Below are 25,287 nucleotides of genomic sequence, written 5' to 3' on the forward strand. Positions count from 1 at the left end.
AGCCCTGCTCTCAATTTTTATTAATCGTCGGATCTTACTTGCGGTAAGCTAAGCCACCCCAAATTCTGCCTTCATCGCGATGACGACCACCGTGTACGGCTCCGATATATGCGGCAGCTGCGGCAACAAGTGCAGATGCTGCAAGAAGGAATGCAGTGAGAATGCCAGTTATCCGAGCCTTTTCAGCAGCGTCTGCTGCTTTAGCTTTTACTTCTTCTGCCGTTTTTTGAGCCTGTGCCTGTATGTCAGCAAGTGTCTTTTGAGCTTCGTCAACCTTCTTTTGAGCGTCAGTGCGCAGAGTCTGAACGCGTTCAATCGTTTGGTTTACACGAGTTTGAGCATCGTTTTGACTTAAGCCGGTTCGAGCGGCAACCTGATTGGTGAGCCATGCGCGATCTGGATCGGAGATTTCACCAGTGGTAAGCAAGTTTCCAAAAATACCACTTATCTGCCGCTGAAAATCCGCCAAATTCTGCGTTTCCTGACCAGCAACAGAGTTACCTTGGCTATCTGTGCGTAGCAGAGTATCGGTGAGGTAATCTAACGGATTGGTTTTCAATCCTTGAGGCAGCATCTGTTCGACAGATGGAGCGGCAGCTTGTCCTGCACCCTGAGCCAAACCTGATACTGCCTGTCCTGCTCCTGAAATGACGCCACCTGCCAACTGACCAGCTCCTTGAGCTGAGCCGCCAACAACAGTGCCTGCGGTTTGGACTGCTGTTTCAGCGGCACTTCCAACAGCTTTCGCACCGCCTGAAATAACGCTGACAAGCATGAGAGCAGATACGATTGTACCAAGGCCCCAAACCACTAGGCCATTCAATCCGTCTCGAACGGTTGCTTCATCGCGCGTTGCCGTTCCAGACGGGCGGCGCATTCTTCCGGTGATATAACCACCGAGCATATAAGAAGCTACCATTGATATGATAATAAAAAGGGCAGTAATCACGAGCCAAACTGCACTAATGTCTCCTCCATCATCGACGGAGAACGAACTTAAACCAAGTCCACCAGCAAATGTGGTCAGAACAACCATTACACCTGATGCGACCGTTGCTCCAGCAAAAATAGCCGCCCAATCGACATAGCTGCGATCAGGTGCGTTTTCTACGACAGTTGGATCTACCATCAACGTAATCCCAGAAAAGAGAGGATGAACAACACAATGACTACTAGTCCCACTAAATAGATGATGGAGTTCATGTTGGTTATCTCCTTTAAATAGTAACAGTGTCCGGTTGGCCGGCATATTATGTGTCGGGATTTACTCTCTCTTTGACAAAACTCGTTAGTCAGTAAAAGGTTTCAGTGATTGCTAAACTTATTTAAGCTATCAATCCTTTGATCGATCTGGATAGGGCTCATTCGGCAGCTTTTTCTTCGGATTACCTGGAGCATTGGTTTGCTCGTGCGTAGGCTTTTCCTGATGATCTCTTTGTTCAATTGGCGAAGGGTCAGTCGCTTGGTGCTCACGATGAAGATCATGGTCTGACCATGGGCTTTTCTTTTTATTCATTTAATCACTCCTGAAATGGGAAAACCCCGCCGAAGCGGGGTTCAAGAAGTTAGGCAGCCTTCAAATTAATTTTAGTTTCTGCTAATTTGGTCAAGTCGTGATCAGTTTGACCTTCTTCTTGCAGCGTTGCGTCAAGAAGCTTTGCCACGTCCTTGTGACCAAGCTCTGTGGCCCAGCGTTTAAGAGTCCCGTAACGGGTAATTTCATAATGTTCGACGGCCTGTGCAGAAGATATGAGGCCTGCGTCAAGGGCTTTTGTACCCTTGAATTCATCCATTATTTCTTCGCCTTCAGCGATAATTCCCTCAATCGCATCGCAGGTTTTACCTTGAGCGCGCCTTCCCAAAATTTCGAAGACCTGCTGAAGCCGTTCAATGTGCTCCTGAGTTTGTTCTTTATGCTTTTCGAATGCTGCTTTGAGTTCAGGCGCCACAGCGGCTCTGGCCATTTTTGGTAGTGACTTGACGATTTTCCGCTCGGCATAATAAATATCCTTGAGCGTGTCGTAGAACAAGTCGTCTAGCGTCTTTTCCTTGGAACTCGGCATTTTTCTCTCCATTAGAGTTTATGCCCCTGCATCGAGACTCAACGCTCTTGGATGCTCTTGGTTCCGCGGCTGAAACCTAATTTTTTTGACGCAGATAGGATAAACTACTCATTCTTGAGGAATTAAATTCCTAAAACAGCTTAGGCTGGCCGTCATTGTCATTGCTGGTCGATAGATCGATCAAATCGGCATCCGGCAATGGCTTCTGCATTTCCTTGGCTTCATCCCATGGCGCACGTAACCAGGTATCGATTTCCTCTGTCGTGCGCAGGATGACGGGCATCGCTTTGGGATGGACAGGCTTGACTACGGCGTTGGGCTCGGTGGTCAGGAACGCGAAGATATCAACCTCAACTGGTCCTTCCTTCTTCTTCCGCACACCTTTCCAACTTGTCCATATGCCAGCGAACGCAAAGAGTGGCTTTTCTTCATTCAGCGCGAACCAATGCAGCGGTTTGCGTTTTGTCTTTGGATCTGGTGTTTGGCCGTATTCTGAGAAGGATGTGGCAGGTACAACACAGCGGCTTTCAACACCCTGCCAGCGTCTCCAATGGGGAGAGGTGAGGTTGCGTATATTCGTTACACCGCTGTCAGCTTCGCCTTTAACATACATAGGCGGGGTGGGCATGCCCCAGCGAAGGTGTGCTAACTCATGCTCGTCTTCAGCAAGATTTCGTAGAACCGGAGCCGGATAATCTGGGTAGACATCAAGCCGAGGATCAACGCGGTTTGTCACGTCTCCGAATTTTGGAAACAGCCGGCGCATGGCTTCGTGTGTCGTGGTGAGATTATAAAGATTGCACATGCGATCCTCCGGCATAAGAGAGAATAGCGCGCAATTTATTGCCGTCCAGTCGCCCTTACCTCGGTGCTCGATAAACTACGAATTCGCTCTGCCCTTTCATCGTGCATGCCGCACACCGAAGCTTCCATTGATGCTGTCGTAAAGGTTTGTCTCTGCCGATTTTACGTGTAACTTCCTTTGTATCCACATTGTTAACATGTCCGCATCGTGTGCAAAGCGCACACAGAATAGCCCACGGCTCCAAATCAACAATGCGGGTGAACGCGTCAATTTTCTCGTGTGAAGGTGGCCTTGGCATGCGATTTATCGAACGACAATTCGTTCCCATATGCCATCGCCAAAAGGCTTGCCGCCATGACGACGCATGAAAACGCTCATGCGTCTTTCTGAAGGGAAGCTGAACACACAGAAATATATCCCAGCCTTTCTAGCCATGCGGTGTATCGAATGCGCTCCGAGGCGTCCTGCGTCTCTGTGCACTTCACGCCGAGCGCACTTCAATGCGTATGCTTCAGGAAGGGCGACTTGAAACATCTTCATCACGCAGCCCTCTTAAATATCACGCCACGTTGGCCATGTGTGAGCGCAAGGTGCGACAGCTCTACTTCGCGAGCGAGAAAGTCTCGGTCTTTAAGGAGCGCCTCTATAGCCGCGCGCACATCCCCGCCGTGGTAAGTGAGAACCATCTCAATTTCGTGTTCATAATTCTGCACAAGGGTATTCATGGATTTCTCCTGAATTGTTGAATGTTCTTATTTTGTTCTAATTTTAAGTTTCTGTCAACATCAACGAACCAGGCTTTTTTAATTGGTTACATTTTGGGTTACATTTTGGCTTCTTATACTGGTGATAAAGCTTATTAACTTATTGTTTTTATAGAGTAATTAATCTGGTTCGATTGTTCCGAACAATCCGGCCCGGGGAGCCAGCTCTTTTCATTAGGTGATTGGACTAGGTCTTTTTCCAGTGGTAATAACGTATTTTATCGGCATTTAAAATTCGGCTCCGTGATTTGATTAGTCCGCATATTCTGGTTCTTTGTTGGCCATAACTGCCGCTCTTTAAACGTTCCTCTTTGTTTGAATTTTAGTGCCTTCGCTTATATGGCGTGAATAAGTTTAGAGGGGCATTTCCTTAGAGGATTTCCTGTTTTGATTGAACCGCTGTAAGACTATTATGCTTACAATGGGCGTTATTTGGCTTTCAGCGCCCTAATCGCAGCCCATTAACTTGACCGGCTTTCTCATTCTCAGACAGCACTGAATTCCAGAAAATTAAAAAGGCGGTGAACCAAATTCGTCTGGTTGCGTTGTTAATAAGTCATTAATCATGATTGGAGGCAGCCATGCTTATTTATTCGCGAATAGAGGCCATCGTCGCAGTAGCATTTTTGCTGATCATTCCTTTAATGCTACTTGTCAGTTAAATCGTTGCAAAGTGTTTACTGTGTTATAAAAGCCGCCTTTTCCGACTTCTAAAGCGCCTGATATTCATTCGATGTCAGGCGCTGTTTGCGTGTAATTATAATGAAATTTATTCACTTGATTATATAAGCTGGCTGAATGTTTATTTTGCTCGGTGAATTTTGATAGAACATTGATTTTATTTAATGTTTTGCGGATATTTCATTCATATTGCGTTCACTTTACCTCCTTTATTCTGGTGTCAGAATAAAGGAGTATTTCATGATTAAAAAAGCCGTACTCGCCGCCATCGCACTGTCGTTTATTGGTGCACCTCTTGCTCAGGCGCAAAATTACAATCAGCCGCGCAAGCCGGGCTATAGTCATGTTGAGCCGCAACACCCTTCCCATGGGAAAGATTTTAAACGCCATGACCGGTATGACCGTCGTGACCGCGATCACAAGCGTTGGCGGCAGGGAGAAGGTTATGGCGACTGGCGTCGCCATCAGGAAATTCGTGATTACAAGCGTTATGGTCTTCGCAAGCCGGGCCGTGGTCAGCATTGGGTGAAGGTCGACAATCAGTATCTGCTGATTACAGCTGCAACCGGCCTTATTGCAGGTATTTGGGTGGCTCGTTAAAGCATTTCCTGTTTTGGTTGAATCGCTGAAAATGCTTGATCGTTTGTTTCACGCATCATCCCGCGCAAAACCGCTTATTCGCAATCCTACAATGGTGCGGACAGTTCCCTGTTTGCACCATTTTGCGTTTTGTCGGAATTAACGCGCGTTTTATTCATGCCGGCTTTTTCAAACACTTGCTGAAAGCCCTTCACATCTGCAATGTGTCGGAAATCATATTTGCGCTGAAAGCGGAGACACCTGCATGAGTGGCCTTCTGGCACTTCTTGATGACGTGGCGGCAATTACCAAAATCGCGGCGGCATCCGTCGATGATATATCCGCCAATGCCGCAAAAGCGGGAACAAAGACAATTGGCGTGCTGATCGACGATACGGCGGTTACGCCGAAATATGTTGTCGGTATTGCGGCTGCACGTGAATTGCCGATGATTGGTAAAATCGCGCTTGGAAGTCTTCGGAATAAGGGGCTGCTTATTCCGGTTCTGCTTTTGCTCGATTATTTTTTGCCGCTAGCAATCACCGCATTATTGATGCTTGGCGGGGCTTATCTGTGCTTTGAGGGCGCTGAAAAGGTTTGGCACACGCTTTTTCCCAGTGAAGAGCATGATGGAGAAGAATCCGAACAAAGCAAAGATGCAACCGCGCTTGAAGAAAAGCGTGTTGCAGGTGCAATCAAGACGGATTTGATCCTTTCCGCCGAGATCATGACACTCGCGCTTTCGATGATCGAAACCAATTCAATTTGGATCGAGATAGCCACTTTGGCTATGGTCGGGATCATGATTACGGTTCTTGTGTATGGCGTTGTGGCCATAATCGTGAAACTGGATGATTTTGGCGTGTTAATGGCCCGTAAGGGGCGGTCTTCTGCAACGCGTGCACTGGGGCGATGGATGGTGCGAGCCGTACCCAAGCTGCTGGTGGTGCTGACAATTGTGGGAACAGCAGCCATGCTGTGGGTTGGCGGTAATATTTTCATTCATGGTTTGCACGGTCTTGGCGTCCATCAGCCATTTGCATGGATTTCAGAGACCGCAGCGGATATTGCAGGGGAGGTGACGGCAAATCTCTCTGGTGCTGTTGATTGGATGATCACAGCCCTGGCCGATGGCATCTTTGGCTTTGTGCTGGGCTCGCTGATTGTGCTTTTTATGATCAAAATAGCATCACCACTTTGGAATGCACTCAGGGCTTGAAGAGGGGCGTATCAAATCCAGCAAAGCCGTTTCTCACCTTTGCTGGAAATGTTCTAGCCCAGCCGAATGCCACGCCTTGCTTGACACTGATGGCCTCAAGCACCGGATGATCGGTGTTGAGAAGACGTTCGTGAGTGCGCTACAGAAACGCGTTATTTCAAAATATCGGAAAGACGCTTTTGCTCTTTCGCCGCACGTTTGAGATTGAGGCCAGCGAGCAAATCAAGAATGTGCGTTTTCATCAATTCCGAAGCTTCACTTGTTTTACGGCGTTCAATAGCATCGACCAGAGCATTATGCGCGTGGCTTTCGCACGTGGTTTCGCGGCGCCGCCAGTAAAGCGCAATAATCAGGGATGAGCGCGGCAGAAGGTCTGTGACAAACCCTGCCAGAATGGAATGACCAGCAATGCTTGCGAGTTCGAGATGAAAGCGCGCAGACAAACGAATGGCATCGCTGTCGCGGCCTGCATGAAGGGCTTCATGTTCTTTATCCAGATGCTCCCGCAGTTTTTTCACATCGTCTGCGGTCGCCACTTTTGCCGCAAGTGCTGCAACCTCCGGCTCAATCAGCATACGCGCTTCAAACACTTCGCGCGCTTCTTCCTGCGAGGGCTCGGCTACAAATGCGCCGCGGTTCGGTTCAAGCCGTACCAGACGATCGTGGGCAAGAGCCTGCAATGCAGAACGCACAACGGCGCGACTGACCGAATAAATCGACGCCAGTTCGTCTTCCGGCAATTTTGTTCCGGGCAGCAATTGGTGGCTCACGACCGCATCGCGTAGCCCCTCATAGACAGGATGCCAGCGTGTGGACCCGTTATTGCCACTCATCTCGTTGTTGTCAGTTGTTTGCGTGTCCAGAAAATTCATTTTCATCCAGATACAAACGGTTCAAGGTTCAGGGCCGTTTTGTATGTCTTTGAGTTGCAACTCATATACATATCGAAGCAGCACTCTTCATTGTCAACGATATTGCCGTTATGGTTTACAAAATATCGTGTCGTTTGAAATTGGCAATATCGTTTGGTTGGCCTTCAGTTTCGTGGTGAAAAAGGTTCAAATATACCCTGAAACTCTTTTGGTCTTGGCGCCTGATAGCCACCAATTTTCGATGTTCTAAGACCAAGCGCAACGAGACTTTCGCAGAGCTTTACCGCAGCAGTCACACCATCTATGACGGGAATTCCATGCTCTTCCGATAAGGAGGAGGCAAGATCTGCCATGCCTGCACAGCCCAGAACGATTGCTTCGGCGTGATCATCGCGCATCGCATGTGCGATCTCTTGCGATATGCGGCGTCGGGCATCTGAGCCCGGAATTTCAAGGTCAAGCACGGCCACATCGCTGGCCCTGACACGGGCGCAACGTGTTGCAAGACCGTAACGTGACAGATTGTGCTCAATGGCCGGAACTGAGCGCGACAGGGTTGTTACAACGCTGAATTTTCCTGCAATCAGGCTTGCCACATGAAAAGCGGCTTCACCGATACCGATCACAGGCATCGTGCTTGCGCAGCGCGCTGCGTCGAGTCCCGTGTCGTCAAAACAGGCAATCACACAGGCATCGGCTTTCGGATGTTTGCGCATTTCCCCAATCATGCCGGGGATGGCAAAAACCTCATCGAAATAGCCTTCAATGCTGGGTGGTCCATCCTTGGGGTTGATGGCAATGATATTCGTTTTGGCTGCCGCCACGCTTCGCGCAGCGTCACCGATTTTCCGCGTCATAGACGCGGTTGTATTCGGGTTGATGACAAGTATGTCCATTTCCTCAAACCATCGATTGTTTTTTTATTGTTGTGGTTGTTTCAGGGCGCTTTAGCGCGCCCTGAAATCAAATTTCGCCGCCCAGATAAAGCTTCTTGATACGGTCGTCAGAAACAAGTTCTTCAGAGTTCCCGGAAAGAACGATCTTGCCCGTTGCCAGCGCATAGGCGCGCTGTGAAATACGCAGTGCCATGCGGGAATTCTGCTCGACCAGAAGAACACTGACCTTTTCATCGCGGTTGATGGCGACAATTGAACGTGCAATGTCCTGCACAAGCTTTGGTGCGACCCCGAGCGAGGGTTCATCCAGCAACAGCAGCTTGGGTTTTGCCATCAATGCGCGCCCGATGACCAGCATTTGCTGCTCGCCGCCGCTCATTGTGCCAGCGGCCTGAGAATAGCGCTCTTTCAGACGCGGAAAACGCCCCAGAACCATTTCAAGCGTGTTGGCGATGTCTGCCTTTGCAGAGCGGGTGAAGGCGCCCATCAACAGATTGTCGCGCACGCTCATATAAGGGAAGACCCGTCGTCCTTCGGGTACCATTGCAATGCCCATTTCGACGATCCTATCCGAGCGTGTGCCATCAAGGCGGCTTCCCTCGAAGTAAATTTCACCCTTGCGCAATTTGTTGAGCCCGGTGATTGCCCGCAGAATGGACGATTTGCCTGCACCATTGGCACCAATCAGAGCAACAGTTTCTCCCTGATTGACGCTCAGAGACACGCCCTTCAACGCGTAGACGTGATCATAATAGAGTTCGGCATCGGTAACTTTCAGAAGCTCTGTCATGATCAGTATCCAATCGTTTCATCTTCTGCGCCGAGATAGGCTTCGATGACTTTTTCGTTCTCCTGGATCTCCTTCGGTGTGCCTTCTGCAATTTTCTGACCGAAATTGATCACGACGATCCGGTCCGAAATATTCATCACCGCAGGCATGTCATGTTCGACCAGAAGCACTGTGATGCCGCGTTCGCGAACTGCGCGCACCATTTCCACTGCCTTGACGGTCTCGTCATGGTTCATGCCTGCAAAGGGCTCATCCAGCAGCAGAACTTTGGGCTGTGTGGCAAGACCAATGGCAATACCGAGCGCGCGCAAGTGACCATGTGGAAGGTTTTGTGCAACCTCGTTACGCTGTGGTCCCAAACCGAGAAAATCCAGAATTTCGTCTGCCGAGCGTTCAAATGTTTGTTGGTCTTCCCGCGCAAGACTCGTTCCAATATAACAGCCGAGAAAGCTGGCCTTCGCGCGCAAGTGATGCGCGACGATGACATTTTCACGCACCGTCATGCCTTTGAAGATGGTGGTTTCCTGAAAGGTTCGAACCACGCCCTTCCGGGCAACGATATGCGGCGCAAGGCCGGATATGCGCGCACCCTTAAACAGAACCTCGCCTGTCGTTGGATTAAGGAAGGAGGCAATCAGCTTGAACAGCGTGGATTTGCCTGCACCATTGGGACCGATCACTGAAAGGATTTCTTTTTCTCTGACCGAAAACGAGACATCATTGACTGCGACCAACCCGCCGAAGCGCTTGGTAACGCCTTTGACTTCAAGAAGCGCACTCATGGCCGCGTTCCTTTCTTATTTGTCAGACGCAGGCTGAGCAGGCCATTTGGCAGGAACAGCATCAGGATGATCAGCAAGCTGGAGAAAATAAGGAGTTGGAATTTGCCGGTCTGGAAAAGAAAATCCCAGCCGAAATAGAGGACAAAAGTACCGATAATCGGTCCAAATACATAGCCAAGACCGCCAAGGAAGCAGTTAAGCATGAAGTTGACCGAGTCTGTCACCGTGAAGCTCGATGGATAGATCGACTGGGAGATGGCTACAAACATTGCGCCGCCCAGCCCTCCAAGGAAGGAGGAAATCGCATAGGCAAGCACCCGCAGATTGGTGATGTTGACACCAATGGAGGAGGCCAGCTCTTCATTTTGTTGCAAGGATTGGCACAAACCGCCGATGCGCGAATGGATGAGCCTGTAGAGCGCTGCAAAGCAGAGCACCATAAGAAAGACCGACACGAAGTAGAACGCGGCGCGCGGATTCTGCAATGTGGCGAAGTCCGGCAGGATTGTGAGGCCGAAGATCGAAATTCCACCGGGAGGCGGTATGTTGACCATGCCTTTAGCACCATTGGTGATGGGCAGTGCCATAGCAAGCAGGCGCGCAACTTCTGTGAGCACCAGCGTCACCATCGCAAAATAAACACCGCGAAGGCGCAGGATCGGCAGTCCGATCAAAACACTGGCAAAGGCGCAGAAAAGCCCCGCCAGCGGCAATGTCAGCCAGAAAGACACACCGTACTTGACCATGAGAATGGCCGACACATAGCCCCCCATCAGGGCATAGGCCCCTTGGCCGATATTGATACGGCCAATGTAAAAGGTGAGCCAAACACCCGCGCTGACAATGGAGAGCAATGCAACCGATGTCAGGGTGTAATAAAGATCGTTACGTCCTGTTATGCTGATCAGCAGTGGTATACCGATGAAAACCAGCGCGAGGAAAGCAACGACGCCGAGAAGTTTTGTTGTCTTTGTCATGTTTCCTCCCATCAACCCCAAGGTTTGCCCATAAGGCCGTTCGGACGCAGGCTGAGGAAGACCATCAGGCCGGCAAAGATTACGAGATAGGTGATGTCGCCGTAAGGTCTGAGCACCGTGAGGCCGACCGATTCCAGCATGCCGAGAATAAAGCCGCCGGCAATCGCGCCACTGACGACACCCGCGCCACCGATCATCACCATCATGAAGGCTTTGATCGATATTGCGCCCCCTATGCCGGAATTGACCCCGGTAATGGCAACCAACAAACCACCAACCAGGCCTGCCAGCATTGCCCCCATTGCGAAGCCGATCATGGAGTATCGGTCGACATTCACGCCCATCAACTGCGCCGCTACGCGGTCTTGGGCGAGCGCGCGCATGGCGCGACCGGGTTTCGTGAATTGCATGAAAAGAACGAAGGCTGCGATGAAAACCACCGCCAATACGCCGATCAGAATACGATCATAAGGTATGATCAGCCAATCTGAGACGAAAACGCCATTTATGATCTTCGGCACACCGCGCTGCTTTTCGCCAAAAAGTAACAGTATGACAGCATCCAGAAAAAAGGCGACGGCAGCAGCAAGCAACATCGTACTTTCGTCGCGCAGACTGCGTTTGATAACGGGTCTGAACAAAAATTTTTCAATAAGTGCACCGACAATCATCAAAGTGAGCGCAGATGCAAACAGCGCCACCACGAAAGGCAGGCCTAGCTGGCCATAAATCGTGTAAGTGACAAACCCTCCGAGCACGTACATTTGGCCGTGTGCAAAATTGAGGACGTTCATCAGAGCAAAGATCAGTGTAAGACCCAGCGCAATCAGCGCATATTGTGATCCAAGATACAGCCCGTTGACTATGACTTGTTCCATGAAGGCAAACTCCCTCCTGCGGAGAGCGGCGCATGCCAAAGTCTCCGTGGCGATATATGACAATTGGGAGGCAGAAGCGGGCGCTTCATGCACCCGCTTCCCACAGTCTCAGGCTTAGTCGACCTGTCCGACGAATAAGGTTTCGAACTTGCCATCCTTATATTCGGTGACAACCATCGGAATGCCCAGCTGGCGCTTCTGTGTGAACGATGTCGTGCCAACATAATTCAACTTGGAATCGTCGCCTTTTACATAGGGGTTGGGTGCCGAGAATGTGTCGACGGTCTTCTTGAATTCTTCGACGTTATCGATTGCAGAAGGGTTAGCCTTCAATGTTTCGATAATGTATTCAAGTGCATAGACCTTGGTATTCGATTCATCATTATACTCGCCATAAGCTTTTGTATAACGATCAACGAATTCCTTCATGGTATCCGATGCAATCTCCGGCGTGGACGCGCCGCCCACAGAAATGAAGCCATTAGCGAGCTCTCCGGCACCTTCCTCCAGAACCTTTGCGTCTTGCGCCGTTTCCGTGGAAATGAGGCCTTCATAACCAAGTTCGCGTGCTGCGCGGATCAAGAGAGGTGCATTTCCCGGAGCAACACCTGAAAGAACCAGAAGGTCTGGTTTCTGCATAATGATCGGGGTGAGCACGGGCGTGAAGTCACGCGTATCGTTCTGATAGGCATCGCTTGTTGAAACCACGTCCAGACCGAGTGCCTTGGCGGCTTCAATACCGCTGTCGCGCTGACTCAAGGGGTCGGATTCATTGGCGGCAACAAAAGCGACAGTTTTAACGCCCTTGTTTTCCTTGAGGTATTTATAGATAGCTGGACCCGACTGATAATTGGCAATCATGCCAAGAATGGCATTGGATGCCGGCGGTGTATAAAGTTCTTTCGGGAAGGAATAAGGGAAATAGATGATCCCTTTGGCTTCGGCGACCGGACGCACGGCGGCTGCGCCATCATCGACATTTGGCCCGACGACATAATGGACACCTTCCTGCGCCATTTTCTCCATGCCAGCAATGGCGCGCTTCGGATCTTTCTGATCATCGAAGGTTACGATCTTAATTTTGTAATTGTCGTCGCCGATCTTTACGCCGCCCAGTTCGTTGAGCCAGTCAGCACGAACCTGCATGGATCGAACGTTGGATGTTCCCCATGCCGCTGCTGGACCACTTGTAACACCCACAAAGCCGATCTCGAGTTCTTTATCAGCCGCTTGGGAGGCATTTGCTGAGATAAGCGCAAAAAGTGAAACGGCGCCGAGCGCCGCAGTTTTTAAAACTGCGCGTCTGTTAAACATATCTATTCCCCTTGTTTGGTCACTGCTCCCTCGTTTGGTGGGGCGCAGCGAGCGGAATTGAACGCCAGATACATCGGATTGTCAACAATATTAATTTTTTTGGTTGACAATCGGAGGGTGCAGCCGCGTTCGTAAATGAATTGCTGACATGTCGCCGCGCGAAACTTATTGAGGGAATTGCCCTGAGCTATTGAATTTCAAGGAAAATCAGGGCAGTTTTCGAATATAGTAATAATCAATGAGTGATCATGTCTGTCCAGCGTGCGAGTTTTTATATCCTATTGGCATTGGTGACGGTCGCCTTTGCCTGGCTGCTGATACCTTATTATTCGGCGGTGCTCTGGGGCGTTATTCTCGCGCTTATTTTCTACCCGGTGCAACAACGATTGCTTCGTTCGTTGCGTGGGCGCAAAAATCTGGCGGCTTTCCTTTCGGTGCTGATGTGCCTTTGTCTGGTCATCCTGCCAGCGCTATTCATTTTTGGATTGCTGGCTCAGGAGGGAAATACCCTTTACCAGCGTCTGGCGACGCGTGAATTTGATCTCAACAGCTATCTCACACGTATTCTGGCAGCTTTGCCCGGCACTTTGGAAGAGTGGATGATACGCTTTGAGCTGGGAACTTTTGCGGAATGGCGCGCGCGCATTACTGGCGGGATACTGCAAGGCAGCCAGGTTTTCGCAAGTCGTTTGGTTAGCCTGGGGCAGAATACGCTTCAGTTCATTATCAGCTTCGGCATCATGATTTATCTGCTTTTCTTTTTGTTTCGCGATGGTGAGGAACTTGGAGAAAAGATTCGCCAGGCGATCCCTCTGAGCGAAGATTACAAAAATCAGTTTCTCGAGAAATTTGCTGCTGTTATTCGTGCAACGGTTAAGGGGAATATCATCATTGCGCTTATTCAGGGCACAATTGGCGGTGTCACATTTTGGTTGATCGGCATTGAAGCAGCATTGCTGTGGGGCGTTTTGATGACAATTTTTTCGCTGCTGCCAGTTGTCGGCGCATCTCTCGTCTGGGGGCCCGCTGCTATTTGGTTTGCCGTGAATGGAATGTGGTTCCAGACCTTTATATTGGTCTTTGTCGGTGTTCTGGTGATCGGGCTGATCGATAATTTGCTGCGTCCGCCGCTGGTGGGCAAGGGCACACGCATGCCGGACTTTGTCGTTTTGATTTCAACGATTGGCGGGATTTCTCTCGTCGGAATTAACGGGTTCGTTGTTGGTCCGATGATTGCCGCAATGTTTATTGCAGCATGGTCGCTTCTCGCGCAGGAGCAGAACAAACAGCTCACGCCAAGCTCAAAACTCGATTAGAGCACTATCCAAAAAGTGTGAAACAGCTTTCGGACCAAGATGCGCGTCAAAACAAATATTTAGAGCGCCGATCTGATTCAATCGGATCGAAAGCCGCTCGAAGCCGCGCTAATTTTCCAACGCTGAAAACAAGAACGCCCGCTGCACTGGGAGGAGGAGTGTGCAACGGGCGGATCTGGTAAGCGCGACTGGGAGGAGGAGTGCCGCGCTTCATGTTCAGTTTCTGGGAGGAGGAGTGAAACTGAACAACCTGAAAATAGGGTTGATGCTGACGACTTACAAGGCATTATGCTGCAAGGCAGATATGCATTTTTGAATAGCTGAAATAAGAAACCGCCCCGCAGCGATAAACGCGCTGGGGCGGCTCTTTCCTCCTCCAAGTGGAGAAGAAAATAACCAGTCGTTTTTAAAAAGCAACCCCTCAATTGTCACAGTGAATTTTCAGTAATTACTGAAAAGAATGGATGATTATCACCCGATCACAGCAAGCGCTCCGCCGGAATACAAGTTGCGGTGATGATGAGGCGCTTGGTTTATTTCCAATGTCTTAAATTGCGTTAACGAATGAAATGAATATCCGAAGAATGGCTGATTTTATCTGATATCATACTTCGTTTTAAATCGATTATTTTCGACTGATCGGCTGCTGAAAAAAACCATAAAAAATTTCGTCATTTCCAGGCCGTTAAAGTTGACTCTTAATATCATGATTAATATAGCCAGCAATTAATATGAGTCTTTTTGTCATCTTAATTATGCCGTTAATTGCAGAATGGGGCTTGGAATGCTGTTGAGAACAGGACACACGGGGTATCTGCTCGTGACAACAACGCTTGGTGGGGCTTTTTCTTTGATGCTGTTGGGCGCGGGATCCGCTCTTGCACAAACAGTCACCGCCGAAAAGGCAGAAGATCAAGCAAAGCGCTCAGAGCAAGCGTTGCAACTCGACACGATCACGATTTCACCCACGATTCAGAACCAGGCTGTCATAGATGCAATCGGATCGACCAGCATTATAACGCAGCGCGATATTGATCGTATTCAGGCAACGACTGCGGCTGGTCTTTTCAGGGCGACCCCCGGCGTTCATGCGTCCCTAAACGGTGACGATCCGGCAACCTCTATTAATATTCGTGGACTTCAGGAATATGGCCGTGTTGCTGTCACGCTGGATGGTGCTCGTCAGGACTATTGGCGTGTGGGCCACGGTTCCGGTTCATTCTATATTGAACCGGAAATGCTCAAGCAGGTCACAGTCATTCGTGGCCCTGTTTCCAATGCATATGGTTCCGGTGGCATCGGTGGTCTGGTTGCCTTTGAAACGAAGGATGCCGGTGATTTCCTTCGCGACAATGAAACATGGGCTCTGAGTGAAAAACTGCGTTATGAAAGCAATGGCAAGGGCTGGATGACCAGCACTGTCGGTGCTTATCGCTTTCATGAAAATTTTGACGTGATTGGCAATCTGAATTATCGCGACAGCGATGCTTATAAGAATGGTGATGGTGATGTCGTTCGCTGGACGGGCGAGCGTGTCGTGAGCGGTTTGGGTAAAGTCACAATCCGTCCCGCCGAAGGGCATGAGTTGAAGGTTGGCTATTCACGCCAGAAATACAGCGATATCATGACTGGCAGCAGTGGATCGACGTCAGCAGTTCTGTCGCGCTACGACGCTGATACAATTGTGAGCAATTACACCGGCAATTATACCTACAAACCGGAAGACAACCCGTTCTGGAACTTGTCGGTCAATGCTTATTACACCGATACGGATAACGACCAGTACCAGATCTGGCCAAAAGCCAATATTGGCAAAACGCGTTATTATGATGTGTCGACGGCCGGGTTCCGTGCTTATAACAGCTCGCGATTTGAAACTGACGCCATGATACACACGATCACCTATGGTGTTGATTATTATAAGATGCGCGGCAAATCCGATACGGATAACTTTGGCAATGGCGATCAGCAGGCCTATGGCGGCGTCCTTCAGTGGCAGGGTGAGTACCAGAAGTGGCTGGAGCTGATCGGTGCACTGCGTTATGACGGCTACCGGCTTGATGGCACCACGAAGGCAACAAATCTGCTGCCGTCGGAAGACGTCAGCGCTGACGGCAATCGTCTCTCGCCGCGTCTAAGCGTCGGCATAACACCTTGGGATGGTGTGCAGTTTTACGGCCTTTATTCGCAGGGCTATCGGGTGCCGCATATGCAGGACATGTTCCGCCAAAATGGCGCGCATGGCTCTGGCTATGAGCCAAATCTGTTGCTGAAGCCAGAAGTCGCCACTTCCTTCGAAGCCGGTGTCAACCTTCGGCAGGACGGCATTCTGGATGCTGGTGATCAGGTGCGTGCCAAGCTGAATTTCTTCCATACCGATGTGAAAGACTACATCAATACCGTAAAGAACGGCAAAGTAACGACATCTGAGAATGTTGGCACAGCGCGTCTGCGCGGCGTAGAATTTGAAGGCACCTATGACAACTGGTGGGGATATGTCAATCTTGCCGCGTCTTATACTGACGCCGAGATGAAAGATGGTATCTACAAAGGGGATAGTCTGAGCAATACACCGCTTAATAATTTCAGCGCAACGCTGGGCCTGAAAGCTTTTGAAGAAAAGCTGGTTTACGGCGTAGAATATGAAAGCGTCGGCAAGGTTAATCGTGCTCTGACGACGGGTGGCGTGAAAGTATATCCGCGTGTTGATCTGGTGAATGTATTCGCCAATTGGCAGGTGAACGATCATGTGAAGCTTGATTTCGGCGTCGATAATCTTTTCAACAAGGCTTACACGGACGCGCAAACGGGCTGGGCCACCAGCTCAGATATTGATCAGGCTAAAGGCAGAACCTTTAAGATCGCCATCACCGGCCGCATTGGCGGCTAATATTCCGGATTGAAAGCAGACATGCTTTCAATCCTTTCTTGCACAAAGTTTTCCTTATTTAAAATTGACTGAGAAAGCCCGTGTCACAGCCATCTCCTGAAGTTTCCCGCGCATTATTGAGCCATGCAAGCATTCGATTGCAAAATGGCGGCATCTATTTGCCGAACATTATCGATCGTCTGAATTCCTACCAGGCGCAATATGATAACAGTGGCGACAACCACATATTCGAGTTCTCCTTTGGGCGGATTGAGATTGATAGTAAATTGCACGGCTACAGCGTCGCGCTGCATGCAGATGACGATACAGGTCTGCATCGATTAAAAGATATCGCAGCGGTTGCCATCGAACTCTACACAAAGGCGGAGGCCCCGGAGATTATTTGGCTGGGCGATAGGGCGGGAGAGCAGGCTCTTCCGCAGTTTCGCCTGATGCGCGTGCTTTCGTCCAATCTGTTCACGCCACATATGTTGCGGCTTCGTCTCATGGGAGAAGATCTCAAGCGTTTTGCATTGTTTGGAGCGATGCATATCCGTCTGCTTTTACCCACCAACGAGGTTCCGCAGCCCGTTTGGCCGATCATGGGGCCAAATGGATTGCCATTCTGGCCTGACGAGGCGCGCAAGCCCGCATCGCGTGCGTACACAGTCCGCAACCTTGACATTGAAGCCGGTTGGCTGGAGATCGATTTCTATCTCCACGACGTTGAAGGGCTTGCCTGCACATGGGCAAAAAACGTTAAGCCCGGTGATCAGGTTGGTTTGATGGGGCCGGTTGGCCGCCCTCTGCGCCATGCAAGCCGCTATCTTATGGGTGCCGATGCAACCGGTTTGCCAGCAATCGGGCGGATGCTCGAAGAGTTTTCAGCGGATGTGACAGGCCGTGTTGTGATTGCAGTCGATAGCGAAAAGGATGTGCAGCAACTCGTTCACCCAGAAGGGTTTTCGGTCGAGTGGATTATTGATGCCGATCAGAAATGCGCTGCCGAAACACTCACAAAAACTCTGTGTGAAGCGGAGTGGCCGAAAGGCCCTGACACCTTTGGCTGGTTTGCGGGCGAGGCGGATCAGGCGAAAGTCATTCGCCAACATTGGCGCCAGAAGCTTGGAAAAAGCCGGGAAGAAACACTCGTTGCAGGCTACTGGCACAAGGATGCAATAGGCTTCATGGCTGGCTAGATAACAAGCTTTCTCTCAGAGAGATAAAATGAAAGCGGCCCGCGAAAAGCAGGCCGTTTTTTTGAAGGTGCTTTGAGTTGATTGAATCAGATTGTCACGCTAATCCTTTGTTTTAACGCGCATATATGTCTAAAAATGTTTCACCCTTTTCAGGGGGCGCTCTGTTTTTTATCTTCGATAGCCTTGCCCTGTGTGATCAGGCGGGCACTGTGTTGACCCGATATAAAGGTCCACAGCCAGCTCCATGCAACCGCCGCGCGGCTGCGTGTGCCAATCAGGAAAAAGATATGGGCAATGCCCCATACCCACCATGCCAGCGCGCCTTTCAGCTTGATCCGCCCCATGTCGACGACGGCCGCACCTCGGCCAATCGTTGCAAGATTGCCCTGATGGCGATAGCGAAAGGGGGCCGGAGCGGTTTGGCCTGATATACGGCTGCGAAGGACCTTAGCAACATAAGCGCCCTGCTGTTTGGCAGCCGGTGCAATACCGGGAACCGGCTTTCCATCCTGCCCTTCGACCCAGGCGGTATCTCCGATCACAAACACATCCTCATGGCCGGGAACGGTGAGATCGGCCAGAACGCGTGCGCGACCTGCACGGTCGCTTTCAACGCCAAGCCAGGCTGCGGCAGGCGAAGCTGCAACACCCGCTGCCCATATGGCCGTTTTACAGGGAATAAATTCATCGCCAACAGTTACGCCATCTTCAGTGATTTCTTTCACCGGCATCCCAAGACGCACCTCAACGCCAATCTTTTTCAAGGCATTTTGAGCGTAAGATGAAAGATCTTCCGGAAATGCAGACAGAATGCGTGGACCCGCTTCAATCAGCAGGATGCGCGCCTCCCTTGTGTCGATATTACGAAATTCCGGCCACATCGTATGTTTGGCCAGTTCACCAATAATACCCGCCAATTCAACGCCGGTTGGTCCTCCTCCCACCACAGAAAATGTGAGCAATGCCCGTCGTTTTGCGAAGTCTGTCTCGCGTTCGGCGCGTTCAAACGCCAAAAGAAGACGACGACGAATGGTCGTAGCGTCTTCCAGCGCCTTAAGACCGGGGGCAAGCTTTTCCCAGCGATCATTGCCGAAATAAGCGTGCCGTGCGCCGGTTGCGAGCACGAGCGTGTCGTAATCAAGTGTAGAGCCGTCTTCGAGCTTCACCTGTTTGTTGGACGTGTCCACATCGACAACAGTGGCGAGCAGGGTGGTTACATCTTTGCGATCGCGAAAAAGATGGCGAATTGGCCATGCAATTTCGGATGTCGCAAGGATTGTTGTCGCGACCTGATACAAAAGAGGCTGAAAGAGGTGATGATTACGCTGATCGACAAGCGTAATGCGAACATTTGCACCTTTTAGATCATGGATTAATTGCAGGCCACCAAAGCCTGCACCAACGACGAGGATATGGGGGGTATCCGTTTCGCTCATTGCAGTTATTCACCTGAGTTGGCGCGAAAAAACTCGCACTCATCTAACGATCATTGCGCTTGGCAAACGAACGCTATCAGGTTGATCAACCAGAGCCTACTGATTATCGCACAGGGCTGGCTCCCACTTTTGGCACAGCTTTACCTCGCCAGGATGACCTAAAAGTCATCTCCGTGGCGCATATGTCGGAAATAGGCAAAAGCCGTTCCTGCCAGAACCGGCAGAATAACCAAGGCTATCCAGAATATAATATTGCTCATGTTTCCCTCCCATTTTTTGCCACAATAGCACATCTTTGAGGAAGAGCATAATCCGACGACACTCAAACCAGTGACGCTAAGATTATGCTTCCAGCAAAACAGGTTAGATCAACGATCTGATAGGGAAACGTCTGAACTGCCCGCTTGTTCCACTTGCAACAGAAGCGTCTGAACATGGAAAGGGCCACTTTTTCAGTTTCAGCCTCGCCTTATAAAAACTCTTCCAAACGGACCTATTGCCAGCGCCCGACTCTTTGAGTAGTAGTTATCTCACATCAAGAGTTGGGGCGACGCCCAACGCCAACCTGCCTTTCCGGGCAAGGTGGTACTTCCTTAAAGGAAGGATGTGGCCGACCGGCAAACATACGGACAAAGCCACATGCGTCTGCCTTGACATAACGAAGGACTGACACGCATGCCTATAAAAATTCCTGATGATCTGCCTGCAACCAGTGTTCTCGAAGCAGAGGGCGTTATGGTGATGCGTGAGGCAGATGCTGTGCGTCAGGATATCAGGCCGCTGAAGATCGGCCTTCTCAATCTGATGCCGAACAAGGTCACAACGGAAACACAGATTGCACGGCTGCTGGGGGCGACGCCACTGCAACTGGAACTGACGCTTGTTCGCATTACCAATCACGTTGCGCGGCATACTCCAGCGGATCATATGCTTTCTTTTTATCAGCCATGGGAAGATATCCGCAATCAGCGCTTTGACGGCTTTGTCATCACAGGCGCGCCGGTTGAGCGCATGCCCTTTGAAGATGTGACCTATTGGGATGAAATGCAGAGGGTTTTCGATTGGACGCAAACTCATGTCCACCGTACGCTCAATATCTGCTGGGCAGCACAGGCCGCCGTCCACCATTTTCATGGTATGGGCAAATATGATCTGCAGAGCAAGGCATCCGGTGTCTTCAGCCAACAGAATCTCGCGCCGTCTTCACCCTATCTTCGCGGGTTTTCCGATGACTTCGCGATTCCAGTTTCCCGCTGGACAGAAGTGCGCAAGGACGACATTCCTCCACAAAGCGGCCTAAAAGTTCTCGTCGATAGCCCGGAAAGCGGCCTTTGCCTGCTGGAAGATCCAAAGCATCGTTCATTGCACATGTTCAACCATGTTGAATATGACACGACATCGCTTGCCGATGAGTATTTCCGTGACATTCAGCTTCAACCGGAAACACCGCTGCCTGCCAATTACTTTCCCAATGACGATGTCAGCAAGAAGCCGCAGAATTGCTGGCGCGGCCATGCACATCTGCTTTTTGGCAACTGGATCAATGAAATGTACCAGTCAACGCCTTATGATCTCGAAAATATCGGCAAATTCTGATGCGCACGAAGCTGATCCCTGAAAAGGGATCAGCTGGCAAAACGTTGAACCCATTGATGCCACTGGTCTTCACTGCCTTGGAAGACATTAAGGTCAATCTTACCATCGACGCCCTGAGACAGACCTGAACCCGAATACTGCCAGAAAATCCAGCGACGCCCCGGATAAACCTTGGAGGGATGCTGTGCGACAGCGCGTAGCCAGAATGGGTAATCTGTGAATGCGCCCTTGAGGTTGTCGTCATAGAAATCAGGCGCGGTATAGATCACGGGACGCTTGCCGTAATGGCGTTCGAGCGCATCCATGAAAACCTGCATTTTTTCACGCACCTGCGCAGGCGATGGGCGTCGTTTGCATGACGAGTCGCCATTCCATTCCACATCGATCACTGGCGGCAATGCATCGGGATCAACCGGCACATTGCGAATAAACCAGTCAGCTTGCTGACTTGCCACGCGGCACCAATAAAAGAAGTGGTATGCGCCGCGCTTCAATCCCGCAGCTTTTGCATCGCGCCAGTTCTTTTTGAACATCGGGTCAAGGTGATCACCGCCATCTGTCGCTTTGATATAGGCAAAGTTTGCACCGTTCTTGCGCAGCGTCGCCCAGTCGATGTCTCCCTGCCAACGCGATACATCCACGCCATGCACGGCATGTTTGCGTGGCGAGATTTTTCCGAAGTTAATCGGTTTTGCATCGCGAAACCGCTGACTGTAAACGCGTAAGCGTTGCGCGGGCGCAAGACGCACTGGCGGGTAGGCTGCAACATCCGGCTTTGGAACGGAAATTGGCGTTGCAATGCTTTTTTGCAGTGGCGGAGTTACGGGGGCGGGAGGCGAGGCCTTGAAAGGACCGGCATCGGGTACCGGTCCGGCCCAAGCCAAAACTTCTGCCTGCGGTGCGGCAGGCATAGACTGAGGCGCTCTTTCCGTTTCGGTTACAGGTGCCGAGGGCCTGATCACAGAACTGGTAAGCTCGGCAGAAGGTTGCGGCATCAGATTTTCGATGCCCGAACTCGACGTGCAACCCGCCAGAGCGGTACAGGCAAGGGCAATTGCTGACACAACTGAAAAACGCATGATACCCGTACACAAAACTCAGGCACTCTGCAGCCAGACACGATCGCAGAAATGCCATCAATCAACACCCGCAACGCTCACCTCAAGCTAATTGCTAACTAAAGATTACTGCATAAAGCTGAATCCAAAGTTTACAAAAGTCTTAAAGATGATGGCAGGCTATCTCGCACATTTTGAAATAATGCGTATAAAAACAATTGGTTATGGTGAAAATTTAAAAATAAGCTAAAGTCAGCACTTTGGCCGAATACAGAAGCTCACATTTTTTCGATTGCGTCAGGCAATTTTTATCTGTTCATCGAAACTCTGTACGAGAACCTGTTCGGCGAAAGGCTTCGGCTTCACACTTTCGATCTGCATCATAAGATCAGCGATCACCTGCGGATTTGAAACACCGCATTCGTAAATCTGAATGATCTCGCGCGCCATTTCATCTTTCTGAGGAGAGGTTATCGGACAACGCCCCAGGCGTTGACACGTTTCAACATATGCCGCCTGTAACTGTTCCAGTTCAGGAGGCTTGAAACGCTTGAAAAAATAATCTCTCGAAAAAGGCATCTTACTTCATTGCTGTTTGGTCATGGTTGACCGATTTTCATAAAATGAACTACATTTTAACGCTAGATTTTAGAAAATCCTAATGCTTATTAGCATAACTATAGATCGTTTACATACTGTAACTGCGCTTAAGGGCGCATTAATTCCAATTGCACTGCGATTTTTGCAATTTTATCCGGATCGGATTCACCTGTTTCGAATGTCTTGATGACTTCACGTGCGAGATCATTTTTTGATATATGCGTTTTCGGACAACGCTCCAGCAAGACACAGCTTTTGTTGTAAGCGGCTTGCATCACTTGCAAGTCCTCGGGCATGAACGTTCCTCGATACTGAGCGCCTCTGAATGGCATGGTGTTCTCCCCCCATCAATATTGTGATTGAAGCTCTAATTTCTTGGGAAAGCAACAGTATTTTGTGTGGCGTTCAATATACCAGTTTTGCATCACAATGGTTTGATGCCGAAATCTTCACAAGCTGGCGAGATATCGGTATAAGCGAAGAAAAAGCGCAATGAAAAGGATGTGACAGTGAAAATCGGCGTCGTTACTGTTTCTGACCGTGCAAGTTGCGGCGAATATGAAGATCTTAGTGGTCCGGCCATTGAATTGTGGCTGAAGAGCGCGATTGTCACACCCTATGAGATCGTCAGGCGCGTCATCCCGGATGGTATGGAATCCGTACGAGATACACTCATTGATCTTGCTGACACCGTTGGATGCGATTTGATTTTGACGACAGGTGGAACCGGTCCAAGCCCACGCGATGAAACGCCGGAAGCCATGCAGGTGGTATTGCATAAGGAATTGCCGGGCTTTGGCGAACAGATGCGTCGCGCAAGTCTGGAGCAGACCCCAACCGCTATTCTTTCGCGGCAGACTGCTGGCAGTCGCGGCAAGAGCTTTATTCTCAACTTGCCAGGTAAGCCGGCCTCCATTGCAATGACCTTGCAGGCTATTTTTCCGGCTGTACCTTATTGTCTTGATCTTATTGGTGCTGGCCGTATCGATACAGATCCTGCCTTTGTCAAAGCGTTTCGCCCAGGCTGAAATGACCATTTGGCGTAATTAGAAACGATGGCTGGGCGATTGTCGCGACGAAATTGCGCAACCCAGCTTTGCACTTTTGTATGGTTTGCACACTTGCATTTCCCTGATTTGAAGCTGACTATTAGCAAAAAAGAAGGGGAAGTAAGTGAAGCCATTTGATGAGATGCTCAATCATGGCGGGAATGTCCGCCAACCCTACGAATTTCTCAAGCAGTGGCTCGACCAACAGGATCAGCATAAACTTCTGCAAAAAACGCAGGACGCAGAAAGCGTCTTTCGCAAGACTGGCATCACTTTTGCAGTTTACGGTGATGAGGACGCAGCGGAGCGCCTGATCCCGTTCGACATTATTCCACGTATTATTTCCGGGCAGGAATGGCGAAGGCTTTCGCAAGGCATTGAACAGCGCGTGATGGCGCTGAATGCATTTCTCGATGATATTTACCATCGTCAGGAAATCGTCCGGGCAGGGCGCATTCCCAAGGACCTGATTGTCAACAACGAGGCGTTTTTGCCGGAGATGATTGGTTTCCGTCCGCCGGGCAATGTTTATACGCATATTATCGGTGTCGATATCGTGCGTACGGCAGAAAATCAGTTTTACGTGCTGGAAGACAATGCCCGTACCCCGTCCGGCGTCTCTTACATGCTGGAAAATCGCGAGACCATGATGCAGCTTTTTCCTGAGCTGTTTCAGAATGTGAAGGTTCGTCCGGTTGAGAATTATCCGCAATTGCTGCGGCAATCACTGGCCAGTGTCGCACCGCCCGGAACGCAGGGCGTGCCAACGGTGGCTGTGCTTACACCGGGAATTTATAATTCTGCCTATTTCGAGCACGCATTTCTTGCGGATCAAATGGGCGTAGAACTGGTGGAAGGCAGCGATCTGCGCGTTGTCGACGGACGCGTTGCCATGCGCACAACCAAAGGCTACCGCGCGATTGATGTGCTTTATCGCCGGGTGGATGATGATTTTCTTGACCCGCTTACATTCCGGCCGGACTCAACGCTCGGCGTTGCAGGCATTATGGATGTTTATCGTGCCGGAAACATCACTATCGCCAACGCACCGGGCACGGGTATTGCTGATGATAAGGCGATCTATTCCTATATGCCTGAAATCGTTGAGTTCTACACAGGCCGTAAGGCAATCCTCGAAAATGTACCGACATGGCGCTGTTCAGAGCCGGATAGTCTTAGCTATGTGCTCGACAATCTGGCCGAGCTCGTTGTTAAGGAAGTGCATGGTTCAGGCGGTTACGGCATGCTCGTTGGCCCCGCTGCAACCAAAGCGGAGCGCGATGCGTTTGCAGTAAAGTTGAAGGCGCGCCCGCGTAATTACATTGCCCAGCCAACTTTAGCGCTTTCCACCACGCCGATCTTTACGGAAAGCGGTCTTGCGCCGCGGCATGTCGATCTCAGGCCATTCGTTCTGGTTTCAGACCGTATTCGTATTACGCCCGGTGGGTTGACGCGTGTGGCGCTCAAAGAAGGATCACTTGTGGTCAATTCCAGTCAGGGCGGTGGCACAAAGGATACTTGGGTGCTCGACGATTGAATTACAG

Annotated in this window: 25 protein-coding genes and 1 riboswitch; of the genes, 9 read left to right on the plus strand and 16 right to left on the minus strand. The window is 50.3% G+C overall.

What is annotated here, in order from left to right:
• Positions 1 to 34: 34 nt before the first annotated feature.
• The 5 genes from OPR82_RS08165 to OPR82_RS08185 all read right to left on the minus strand — a co-directional run bounded on the left by OPR82_RS08165 (position 35) and on the right by OPR82_RS08185 (position 3,593).
• The gene (locus OPR82_RS08165; protein ID WP_265984479.1) at positions 35 to 1,129 is read right to left on the minus strand and encodes a hypothetical protein; all 1,095 of its coding nucleotides are present in this window, start codon (positions 1,127 to 1,129) and stop codon (positions 35 to 37) included.
• A 204-nt stretch (positions 1,130 to 1,333) separates the two neighbouring features.
• Positions 1,334 to 1,516 carry a hypothetical protein gene (locus tag OPR82_RS08170; RefSeq protein WP_187548336.1) on the minus strand — a complete coding sequence of 61 codons (183 nt, stop codon included), beginning with the start codon at positions 1,514 to 1,516 and terminating at the stop codon, positions 1,334 to 1,336.
• Between the two features lie 49 nt (positions 1,517 to 1,565).
• The gene (locus OPR82_RS08175; protein ID WP_265984209.1) at positions 1,566 to 2,063 is read right to left on the minus strand and encodes a YciE/YciF ferroxidase family protein; all 498 of its coding nucleotides are present in this window, start codon (positions 2,061 to 2,063) and stop codon (positions 1,566 to 1,568) included.
• Positions 2,064 to 2,193: 130 nt separating this feature from the next.
• Entirely contained in the window at positions 2,194 to 2,868 is a 675-nt protein-coding gene (locus tag OPR82_RS08180) for an SOS response-associated peptidase (RefSeq protein ID WP_265984210.1), read from the minus strand.
• Positions 2,869 to 3,407: 539 nt separating this feature from the next.
• On the minus strand, positions 3,408 to 3,593 hold the full coding sequence (locus OPR82_RS08185; protein ID WP_265984211.1) for a CUE domain-containing protein: 186 nt from the start codon (positions 3,591 to 3,593) through the stop codon (positions 3,408 to 3,410).
• A 960-nt stretch (positions 3,594 to 4,553) separates the two neighbouring features.
• Here OPR82_RS08185 and OPR82_RS08190 point away from each other — a divergent pair.
• Together OPR82_RS08190 and OPR82_RS08195 are read left to right on the plus strand one after the other, a co-directional pair.
• A complete protein-coding gene (locus OPR82_RS08190) occupies positions 4,554 to 4,913 on the plus strand; it encodes an RcnB family protein (protein ID WP_265984212.1) in 360 nt (119 codons plus the stop codon).
• A 244-nt stretch (positions 4,914 to 5,157) separates the two neighbouring features.
• Positions 5,158 to 6,111 carry a DUF808 domain-containing protein gene (locus OPR82_RS08195; RefSeq protein ID WP_265984213.1) on the plus strand — a complete coding sequence of 318 codons (954 nt, stop codon included), beginning with the start codon at positions 5,158 to 5,160 and terminating at the stop codon, positions 6,109 to 6,111.
• Positions 6,112 to 6,263: 152 nt separating this feature from the next.
• Here OPR82_RS08195 and OPR82_RS08200 read toward each other — a convergent pair whose 3' ends face one another.
• The 7 genes from OPR82_RS08200 to OPR82_RS08230 form a co-directional block, all read right to left on the minus strand.
• Positions 6,264 to 6,944, minus strand: coding sequence for a GntR family transcriptional regulator (locus tag OPR82_RS08200; RefSeq protein WP_265984480.1), 681 nt, complete (start codon positions 6,942 to 6,944; stop codon positions 6,264 to 6,266).
• A gap of 203 nt (positions 6,945 to 7,147) precedes the next feature.
• The gene (locus tag OPR82_RS08205; RefSeq protein WP_265984214.1) at positions 7,148 to 7,879 is read right to left on the minus strand and encodes an aspartate/glutamate racemase family protein; all 732 of its coding nucleotides are present in this window, start codon (positions 7,877 to 7,879) and stop codon (positions 7,148 to 7,150) included.
• 67 nt (positions 7,880 to 7,946) lie between these two features.
• Positions 7,947 to 8,669 (minus strand): ABC transporter ATP-binding protein, encoded by a 723-nt coding sequence (locus OPR82_RS08210; RefSeq protein ID WP_265984215.1) that lies wholly within the window; start codon positions 8,667 to 8,669, stop codon positions 7,947 to 7,949.
• 2 nt (positions 8,670 to 8,671) lie between these two features.
• Positions 8,672 to 9,451: an ABC transporter ATP-binding protein gene (locus OPR82_RS08215; RefSeq protein WP_265984216.1), complete on the minus strand. Its 780-nt coding sequence runs from the start codon at positions 9,449 to 9,451 to the stop codon at positions 8,672 to 8,674.
• Positions 9,448 to 10,428 carry a branched-chain amino acid ABC transporter permease gene (locus OPR82_RS08220; protein ID WP_265984217.1) on the minus strand — a complete coding sequence of 327 codons (981 nt, stop codon included), beginning with the start codon at positions 10,426 to 10,428 and terminating at the stop codon, positions 9,448 to 9,450. Before OPR82_RS08220 ends, OPR82_RS08215 begins: the two co-directional genes overlap by 4 nt.
• A gap of 11 nt (positions 10,429 to 10,439) precedes the next feature.
• Positions 10,440 to 11,306, minus strand: a complete 867-nt coding sequence (locus OPR82_RS08225) for a branched-chain amino acid ABC transporter permease (RefSeq protein WP_265984218.1) — start codon at positions 11,304 to 11,306, stop codon at positions 10,440 to 10,442.
• A gap of 114 nt (positions 11,307 to 11,420) precedes the next feature.
• Positions 11,421 to 12,620: an ABC transporter substrate-binding protein gene (locus OPR82_RS08230; RefSeq protein ID WP_265984219.1), complete on the minus strand. Its 1,200-nt coding sequence runs from the start codon at positions 12,618 to 12,620 to the stop codon at positions 11,421 to 11,423.
• Positions 12,621 to 12,868: 248 nt separating this feature from the next.
• Between OPR82_RS08230 and OPR82_RS08235 the strand changes: the two genes are divergently transcribed.
• From OPR82_RS08235 to OPR82_RS08245, 3 genes are all read left to right on the plus strand, one after another.
• Positions 12,869 to 13,936: an AI-2E family transporter gene (locus OPR82_RS08235; protein ID WP_265984220.1), complete on the plus strand. Its 1,068-nt coding sequence runs from the start codon at positions 12,869 to 12,871 to the stop codon at positions 13,934 to 13,936.
• A gap of 784 nt (positions 13,937 to 14,720) precedes the next feature.
• Complete coding sequence (locus OPR82_RS08240) at positions 14,721 to 16,826, plus strand: TonB-dependent receptor domain-containing protein (protein ID WP_265984221.1); 2,106 nt, start codon at positions 14,721 to 14,723, stop codon at positions 16,824 to 16,826.
• Positions 16,827 to 16,906: 80 nt separating this feature from the next.
• The gene (locus OPR82_RS08245; RefSeq protein WP_265984222.1) at positions 16,907 to 18,004 is read left to right on the plus strand and encodes a siderophore-interacting protein; all 1,098 of its coding nucleotides are present in this window, start codon (positions 16,907 to 16,909) and stop codon (positions 18,002 to 18,004) included.
• Between the two features lie 149 nt (positions 18,005 to 18,153).
• Here the strand turns inward: OPR82_RS08245 and OPR82_RS08250 are convergent, their stop codons facing one another.
• Positions 18,154 to 19,440, minus strand: a complete 1,287-nt coding sequence (locus tag OPR82_RS08250; RefSeq protein ID WP_265984223.1) for an NAD(P)/FAD-dependent oxidoreductase — start codon at positions 19,438 to 19,440, stop codon at positions 18,154 to 18,156.
• Between the two features lie 527 nt (positions 19,441 to 19,967).
• Positions 19,968 to 20,075, plus strand: a riboswitch (SAM-I-IV-variant riboswitch).
• 40 nt (positions 20,076 to 20,115) lie between these two features.
• On the opposite strand from OPR82_RS08250, the gene OPR82_RS08255 reads away from it, so the two are divergent.
• Positions 20,116 to 21,036, plus strand: coding sequence for a homoserine O-succinyltransferase (locus tag OPR82_RS08255; protein WP_265984224.1), 921 nt, complete (start codon positions 20,116 to 20,118; stop codon positions 21,034 to 21,036).
• A 29-nt stretch (positions 21,037 to 21,065) separates the two neighbouring features.
• Here OPR82_RS08255 and OPR82_RS08260 read toward each other — a convergent pair whose 3' ends face one another.
• From OPR82_RS08260 to OPR82_RS08270, 3 genes are all read right to left on the minus strand, one after another.
• Complete coding sequence (locus OPR82_RS08260; RefSeq protein WP_265984225.1) at positions 21,066 to 22,115, minus strand: glycoside hydrolase family 25 protein; 1,050 nt, start codon at positions 22,113 to 22,115, stop codon at positions 21,066 to 21,068.
• Between the two features lie 276 nt (positions 22,116 to 22,391).
• A complete protein-coding gene (locus tag OPR82_RS08265) occupies positions 22,392 to 22,673 on the minus strand; it encodes a hypothetical protein (protein ID WP_265984226.1) in 282 nt (93 codons plus the stop codon).
• Between the two features lie 128 nt (positions 22,674 to 22,801).
• Positions 22,802 to 22,990, minus strand: a complete 189-nt coding sequence (locus OPR82_RS08270; protein WP_265984227.1) for a hypothetical protein — start codon at positions 22,988 to 22,990, stop codon at positions 22,802 to 22,804.
• A gap of 29 nt (positions 22,991 to 23,019) precedes the next feature.
• On the opposite strand from OPR82_RS08270, the gene OPR82_RS08275 reads away from it, so the two are divergent.
• The 3 genes from OPR82_RS08275 (at position 23,020) to OPR82_RS08285 (ending at position 25,280) form a co-directional block, all read left to right on the plus strand.
• Positions 23,020 to 23,190, plus strand: a complete 171-nt coding sequence (locus OPR82_RS08275) for a hypothetical protein (RefSeq protein ID WP_265984228.1) — start codon at positions 23,020 to 23,022, stop codon at positions 23,188 to 23,190.
• A 13-nt stretch (positions 23,191 to 23,203) separates the two neighbouring features.
• Entirely contained in the window at positions 23,204 to 23,722 is a 519-nt protein-coding gene (gene mog, locus OPR82_RS08280; protein ID WP_265984481.1) for a molybdopterin adenylyltransferase, read from the plus strand.
• A gap of 145 nt (positions 23,723 to 23,867) precedes the next feature.
• Positions 23,868 to 25,280 carry a circularly permuted type 2 ATP-grasp protein gene (locus OPR82_RS08285; protein ID WP_265984229.1) on the plus strand — a complete coding sequence of 471 codons (1,413 nt, stop codon included), beginning with the start codon at positions 23,868 to 23,870 and terminating at the stop codon, positions 25,278 to 25,280.
• Positions 25,281 to 25,287 lie beyond the last annotated feature (7 nt).

The sequence above is a fragment of the Ochrobactrum chromiisoli genome (genome assembly GCF_026241335.1).
Taxonomy (GTDB): Bacteria; Pseudomonadota; Alphaproteobacteria; order Rhizobiales; family Rhizobiaceae; genus Brucella; species Brucella chromiisoli.

What these genes read in the sequence shown, in the direction of transcription:
- OPR82_RS08250 (WP_265984223.1), bottom strand. Translation starts at nt 19,440, where the DNA reads ATGAGCGAAACGGATACCCCCCATATCCTCGTCGTTGGTGCAGGCTTT.
- OPR82_RS08260 (WP_265984225.1), bottom strand. Translation starts at nt 22,115, where the DNA reads ATGCGTTTTTCAGTTGTGTCAGCAATTGCCCTTGCCTGTACCGCTCTG.
- OPR82_RS08225 (WP_265984218.1), bottom strand. Translation starts at nt 11,306, where the DNA reads ATGGAACAAGTCATAGTCAACGGGCTGTATCTTGGATCACAATATGCG.
- OPR82_RS08270 (WP_265984227.1), bottom strand. Translation starts at nt 22,990, where the DNA reads ATGCCCGAGGACTTGCAAGTGATGCAAGCCGCTTACAACAAAAGCTGT.
- OPR82_RS08185 (WP_265984211.1), bottom strand. Translation starts at nt 3,593, where the DNA reads ATGAATACCCTTGTGCAGAATTATGAACACGAAATTGAGATGGTTCTC.
- OPR82_RS08235 (WP_265984220.1), top strand. Translation starts at nt 12,869, where the DNA reads ATGTCTGTCCAGCGTGCGAGTTTTTATATCCTATTGGCATTGGTGACG.
- OPR82_RS08195 (WP_265984213.1), top strand. Translation starts at nt 5,158, where the DNA reads ATGAGTGGCCTTCTGGCACTTCTTGATGACGTGGCGGCAATTACCAAA.
- OPR82_RS08240 (WP_265984221.1), top strand. Translation starts at nt 14,721, where the DNA reads ATGCTGTTGAGAACAGGACACACGGGGTATCTGCTCGTGACAACAACG.
- OPR82_RS08230 (WP_265984219.1), bottom strand. Translation starts at nt 12,620, where the DNA reads ATGTTTAACAGACGCGCAGTTTTAAAAACTGCGGCGCTCGGCGCCGTT.
- OPR82_RS08205 (WP_265984214.1), bottom strand. Translation starts at nt 7,879, where the DNA reads ATGGACATACTTGTCATCAACCCGAATACAACCGCGTCTATGACGCGG.
- OPR82_RS08220 (WP_265984217.1), bottom strand. Translation starts at nt 10,428, where the DNA reads ATGACAAAGACAACAAAACTTCTCGGCGTCGTTGCTTTCCTCGCGCTG.
- OPR82_RS08255 (WP_265984224.1), top strand. Translation starts at nt 20,116, where the DNA reads ATGCCTATAAAAATTCCTGATGATCTGCCTGCAACCAGTGTTCTCGAA.
- OPR82_RS08275 (WP_265984228.1), top strand. Translation starts at nt 23,020, where the DNA reads ATGGCATGGTGTTCTCCCCCCATCAATATTGTGATTGAAGCTCTAATT.
- OPR82_RS08265 (WP_265984226.1), bottom strand. Translation starts at nt 22,673, where the DNA reads ATGCCTTTTTCGAGAGATTATTTTTTCAAGCGTTTCAAGCCTCCTGAA.
- OPR82_RS08175 (WP_265984209.1), bottom strand. Translation starts at nt 2,063, where the DNA reads ATGCCGAGTTCCAAGGAAAAGACGCTAGACGACTTGTTCTACGACACG.
- OPR82_RS08165 (WP_265984479.1), bottom strand. Translation starts at nt 1,129, where the DNA reads ATGGTAGATCCAACTGTCGTAGAAAACGCACCTGATCGCAGCTATGTC.
- OPR82_RS08180 (WP_265984210.1), bottom strand. Translation starts at nt 2,868, where the DNA reads ATGTGCAATCTTTATAATCTCACCACGACACACGAAGCCATGCGCCGG.
- OPR82_RS08210 (WP_265984215.1), bottom strand. Translation starts at nt 8,669, where the DNA reads ATGACAGAGCTTCTGAAAGTTACCGATGCCGAACTCTATTATGATCAC.
- OPR82_RS08200 (WP_265984480.1), bottom strand. Translation starts at nt 6,944, where the DNA reads ATGAGTGGCAATAACGGGTCCACACGCTGGCATCCTGTCTATGAGGGG.
- OPR82_RS08170 (WP_187548336.1), bottom strand. Translation starts at nt 1,516, where the DNA reads ATGAATAAAAAGAAAAGCCCATGGTCAGACCATGATCTTCATCGTGAG.
- OPR82_RS08190 (WP_265984212.1), top strand. Translation starts at nt 4,554, where the DNA reads ATGATTAAAAAAGCCGTACTCGCCGCCATCGCACTGTCGTTTATTGGT.
- OPR82_RS08215 (WP_265984216.1), bottom strand. Translation starts at nt 9,451, where the DNA reads ATGAGTGCGCTTCTTGAAGTCAAAGGCGTTACCAAGCGCTTCGGCGGG.